Source organism: Thermotoga sp., from assembly GCF_021162145.1.
Classification (GTDB): domain Bacteria; phylum Thermotogota; class Thermotogae; order Thermotogales; family Thermotogaceae; genus Thermotoga.
In genome coordinates, this window is the sequence record NZ_JAGGZH010000138.1 from 1 (window position 1) to 4,127 (window position 4,127).

The window sequence follows — 4,127 nt, forward strand, 5'->3', positions numbered from 1 at the left end:
GAGGAGAGAGTATGAGCAGATTAGAGGTGAAAAATCTCACGAAGATCTTCTCTCTTGGGTTCTTTTCCAAACGTCGTGTGTTGGCTGTGAAGAGTGTATCTTTCGAAGTGAAAGAGAGGGAGATAGTATCCCTTGTGGGAGAAAGTGGCTCTGGAAAAACAACAACCGCAAAAATGATCTTGCGGCTTCTTCCTCCCACATCCGGAGAGATCCTCTTCGAAGGAAAGAGCGTGTGGAAGGACTTGAAAAGCAAAGAAGATCTGGTCTGGTTTCGAAGGAAGGTCCACGCCGTGTTTCAGGACCCATTTGCAAGTTACAATCCCTTCTACCCGGTTGAAAGGACTCTATGGCAGGCAATAAATCTTTTAGAAAACAAGCCTTCAAGCAAGAAAGAGGCCCTTGAACTCATTAAGGAGTCTCTGTTCAGAGTGGGAATCGATCCCAAGGATGTTCTCGGAAAATATCCGCATCAGATCTCCGGTGGGCAAAAGCAGAGAATAATGATCGCAAGGTGCTGGATCCTGAGGCCTCTTCTGATCGTAGCAGACGAACCCACATCCATGATAGACGCATCCTCCAGAGGCGGTATCATAAAGCTTCTTGAGGAACTCAGAGAAGAGCAAGGAACATCTATCATATTCATCACTCACGATCTTGGCCTTGCTTACTATGTTTCTGACAACATATTCGTCATGAAAGGCGGTGAGATCGTGGAAAGAGGGCATCCTGATAGAGTGGTGTTAGAACCCTCCCACGAGTACACCAAGATTCTCGTCGGCAGCATACCAAAGCTCTACAGGAAACTGGAGGATCTGTGATGTTCACTAGAGCTATAATGACACTCTTTTCCTGGGCGCTCGTCCTCGAGATCATCGTTCTTGCGTATTACCTCTGGCGTGGGTTCAGACCGGTGGAGTTCTATTTGAATCTTGGTCTCATTGTTTTTACCGTTTCTTTCCTCATCTTTTTCACCATACGTGAAAAAAAGAGGAGGGAAAAAAATGGTGGAAAAGGTGAATGAAATCCTGTCACAACTCACTCTAGAGGAGAAAGTAAAACTCGTTGTGGGTGTTGGACTTCCTGGATTGTTTGGAAATCCCCATTCCAGGGTTGTGGGAGCAGCCGGAGAGACACATCCTGTCCCAAGACTCGGAATACCCACTTTTGTATTGGCGGATGGTCCCGCAGGTCTTAGGATAAACCCCACAAGAGAAAACGATGAAAACACTTACTACACAACGGCTTTCCCTGTTGAAATCATGCTTGCTTCCACCTGGAACAGGGAACTCCTTGAGGAAGTGGGAAGAGCGATGGGCGAGGAAGTTAGAGAATACGGTGTGGACGTGCTTCTTGCACCCGCCATGAACATACACAGAAGTCCTCTCTGTGGAAGAAATTTTGAGTACTACTCCGAAGATCCTGTTCTTTCTGGGGAAATGGCTTCAGCCTTTGTGAAAGGTGTCCAGTCACAGGGGGTGGGTGCATGTATAAAGCACTTTGTGGCAAACAATCAGGAGACGAACAGAATGGTCGTGGACACAATCGTATCTGAACGTGCACTCAGAGAGATTTATCTCAGAGGATTTGAGATTGCTGTAAAAAAAGCGAAACCCTGGAGTGTAATGAGTGCTTACAACAAACTCAACGGAAAGTACTGCTCTCAAAATGAATGGCTTTTGAAAAAAGTGCTCAGAGAAGAATGGGGGTTCGAAGGCTTTGTGATGAGCGACTGGTACGCTGGAGACAACCCCGTGGAACAACTCAAAGCGGGAAACGATCTCATCATGCCCGGGAAGACTTACCAGGTGAACACAGAAAGAAGAGACGAAATAGAAGAGATCATGGAAGCTTTGAGAGAGGGGAAACTCAGCGAAGAAATTCTCAATGAGTGTGTAAGAAACATTCTGACAGTTCTTGTGAACGCTCCTTCTTTCAAGGGATACAAGTACTCCAACAAACCAGATCTTGAAGAACATGCAAAAATCGCTTACGAAGCAGGAGCTGAAGGTGTTGTCCTTTTGAAGAACAAAGGTGCTCTTCCGCTCTCTGAAGACTCGAAGATAGCCCTCTTCGGTACAGGCCAGATCGAGACGATAAAAGGTGGAACGGGAAGTGGAGACACCCATCCAAGGTACACGATTTCCATCCTTGAAGGGGTAAAAGAGAGAGGTTTAAAGTTCGACAAAGAACTTGCAAGTACCTATGAAGAGTACGTGAAAAAAATGCGTGAAACTGAAGAGTACAAACCAAAGACTGATTCTTGGGGAACAGTTATAAAGCCGAAGCTTCCAGAAAACTTCCTGTCCGAAAAGGAAATAAAGAAATTGGCGAAAAAGAACGACGTGGCGGTTGTTGTGATCAGCAGAATTTCCGGTGAGGGTTACGACAGGAAACCAGTGGAGGGTGACTTCTACCTCTCGGATGACGAAGTAGAGCTCATAAAAACTGTCTCCAAAGAGTTCCACGAACAAGGCAAAAAAGTGGTAGTGCTTCTCAACATTGGAAGTCCTATTGAAGTTGCAAGCTGGAGAGATCTGGTGGATGGAATTCTGCTTGTTTGGCAAGCAGGCCAAGAAATGGGAAGAATAGTGGCAGATGTTCTTGTTGGGAAGATCAATCCTTCTGGGAAACTTCCCACAACATTCCCGAAAGACTATGCCGATGTTTCATCCTGGACGTTCCCAGGGGAGCCTAAGGACAATCCACAAAGGGTGGTCTACGAAGAAGACATTTACGTAGGATACAGATACTACGATACTTTCGGTGTGGAACCTGCTTACGAATTTGGGTACGGTCTTTCTTATACAAAGTTCGATTACAGTGACTTGAAGGTCCAATTAGAAGGCAGCGTTCTGAAAGTTTCCTACACGGTTACAAATGCAGGAGACAGAGCAGGAAAAGAAGTATCGCAGGTTTACATCAAGGCACCAAAAGGCAAGATAGACAAACCATTCCAAGAACTCAAAGCGTTTCACAAAACGAGGCTGTTAAATCCCGGGGAATCTGAGGAAATCGTCCTTGAAATTCCTGTCAGAGACCTTGCAAGCTTCGATGGTAAGGAATGGGTTGTTGAAGCGGGAGAGTACGAAGTGAGAGTGGGTGCTTCTTCTAGAAACATCAGATTGAAGGAAAAATTCACACTTGATGAAGAAAGAAGATTTAAATTGTGAAAGGGGGGATAACATGTGGAAATTTGCTTTTGTTTTTCTTCTTCTTTTACCCATTTTCGTTTTGGCTTAAAACATACTAGGAAACGCTTCTTTTGACAATCCAATCCTCATTGCCGGTGTTGACATTGAACCACCAGCTGAAGACGGTTCCATAGACACACAAAACAACTGGGTATTCTTTACAAATTCTGGTGGCGAAGGTACAGCGAGTGTAGAAGATGGTGTTCTTGTTGTAGAAATTACAAACAGTGGGGAGCACAGCTGGTCGGTTCAATTGCTGCAGTCTCCTATACTGGTTGAAAAACTTCATAAGTACAGAGTCTCTTTCAGAGCAAAGGCTTCTGAACAGAGAGCTATAGGTGTCAAAATAGGTGGAACCGCTGGAAGAGGCTGGGCTGCATACAATCCAGGTACTGATGAATCTGGAGGAATGGCATTCGAGCTTGGAACAGACTGGCAGGCTTATGAATTCGAATTTGTGATGAGACAGGAAACGGACGAAAACGCTCGTTTTGAATTCCAGCTTGGAAAGCAGGTGGGAACTGTTTGGATTGATGATGTTGTCATGGAAGATATAGGAGTTCTTGAGGTCAGTGGAGAAGAAAACGAAGTTTACACTGAAGAGGGCGAGGACAAAGTGGAGGACTGGCAACTTGTCTGGAGTCAGGAGTTCGACGATGGTGTTATCGATCCAAACGTGTGGAACTTCGAGATAGGGAACGGTCACGCAAAAGGCATACCGGGTTGGGGGAACGGTGAGCTCGAGTATTACACTGACAAGAACGCGTTCGTTGAAAACGGATGTCTTGTGATCGAAGCAAGAAAGGAGCAGGTATCTGACGAGTACGGAACTTACGATTATACATCTGCAAGAATGACCACAGAAGGTAAGTTTGAGATAAAATACGGAAAGATCGAGATAAGAGCAAAGCTTCCAGAAGGTCAGGGTATCTGGCC

4 protein-coding genes are annotated in these 4,127 nt (G+C 45.4%); all 4 read left to right on the top strand.

The genetic code is table 11. The annotated features are described in order from the left end of the window. Nucleotides 1-818: ABC transporter ATP-binding protein (locus J7K79_RS08245; protein WP_366932609.1), on the top strand; the 818-nt coding region annotated here is incomplete at its 5' end. Beyond that, nucleotides 818-1,021 carry a hypothetical protein gene (locus J7K79_RS08250; RefSeq protein ID WP_296907418.1) on the top strand — a complete coding sequence of 68 codons (204 nt, stop codon included), beginning with the start codon at nucleotides 818-820 and terminating at the stop codon, nucleotides 1,019-1,021. The genes J7K79_RS08245 and J7K79_RS08250, both read left to right, overlap by 1 nt. Beyond that, nucleotides 1,005-3,170: a glycoside hydrolase family 3 protein gene (locus J7K79_RS08255; protein ID WP_296907425.1), complete on the top strand. Its 2,166-nt coding sequence runs from the start codon at nucleotides 1,005-1,007 to the stop codon at nucleotides 3,168-3,170. The genes J7K79_RS08250 and J7K79_RS08255 overlap by 17 nt, the downstream gene beginning before the upstream one ends. Before the next feature lie 73 nt (nucleotides 3,171-3,243). Further along, on the top strand, nucleotides 3,244-4,127 hold an 884-nt coding region (locus J7K79_RS08260), incomplete at its 3' end, for a carbohydrate binding domain-containing protein (protein ID WP_366932610.1).

Bases quoted from the DNA above. Each gene is read 5' to 3' on its own strand.
- J7K79_RS08250 (WP_296907418.1), top strand. From the start codon at position 818: ATGTTCACTAGAGCTATAATGACACTCTTTTCCTGGGCGCTCGTCCTC.